This window comes from Hymenobacter agri (genome assembly GCF_054778495.1).
On sequence record NZ_BAAGZM010001066.1, the window covers coordinates 1 to 902 of the forward strand.

2 protein-coding genes are annotated in these 902 nt (G+C 62.0%); both read left to right on the forward strand.

The window, feature by feature from the left end; all coding sequences use genetic code 11:
• On the forward strand, positions 1-230 hold a 230-nt coding region (locus tag ACYVDE_RS24490), incomplete at its 5' end, for a helix-turn-helix domain-containing protein (protein WP_460504130.1).
• A 199-nt stretch (positions 231-429) separates the two neighbouring features.
• On the forward strand, positions 430-902 hold a 473-nt coding region (locus ACYVDE_RS24495; protein ID WP_460504131.1), incomplete at its 3' end, for a PAS domain-containing protein.

Below are 902 nucleotides of genomic sequence, written 5' to 3' on the forward strand. Positions count from 1 at the left end.
GCCCCGAAGATTTCCAGGCCAACGCCCAGCCCCAGCCCGCCCGCGCCCCCGAGCCCGGCGAGCTCCCCGCCCCCGGCACCATGACGCTCGACGAGCTCGAAGCCCACATGATTCGCCAAAGCCTGGCCCACTACGAAGGCAACATCAGCCGCGTGGCCAAAGCCCTGGGCTTGAGTAGAGGGGCTTTATATAGAAGGCTGGAAAAGCACGGTATTCCATTCGACGCGTAGGGGCGCAAGGCTTTGCTCTGTAACGGCGAACGATGTAGAGACGCAATATTTTGCGTCTCATCGTTGAACGACCGGGACCGCGCAGGACCGCGCATTGTAAACAACATCAGCAACGACGAGACGCAAAATATTGCGTCTCTACATCGTTCGGCAAAGCGCGCTGCATGATGTTCTTTTACCGGCTATTGGCCCCCAATTCATGTCCCTCCGCGTCCAGTTTCTGCTTTTTGCCAGCCTCATCCACGTCGTGCTCATTGCCGTGGCGGCCCAGCTGCGCACCACCAACGTGCCACTGTTTCTGGGCAGCGAGGTCATTTTACTGCTGAGCATTTTCCTCACCGCGAAGCTCTACCGCGGCTTCGTGCGGCCGTTCGAGCTGATTGCGGCCGGCACCGCCGCCATGCAGGCCCAGGATTTCAGCCTGAAGTTCGTGCCCGTGGGCCAGCGCGAGATGGACCAGCTCATCGGCGTATACAACCAGATGATTGACGCCCTGCGGCGCGAGCGCGTGAGCCAGCACGAGAAAAGCGTACTGCTTGAACGCCTCATTCAGGCCTCGCCCGCCGGCGTCCTCATTCTCGATTTTGAGGGCCGGATTGAAAGCGCCAACGCCGCCGCCGCCCGCTTCATCGGGCAGCATGCCGCTGCGCTGGCCGGGCAGTGGCCCGCCGC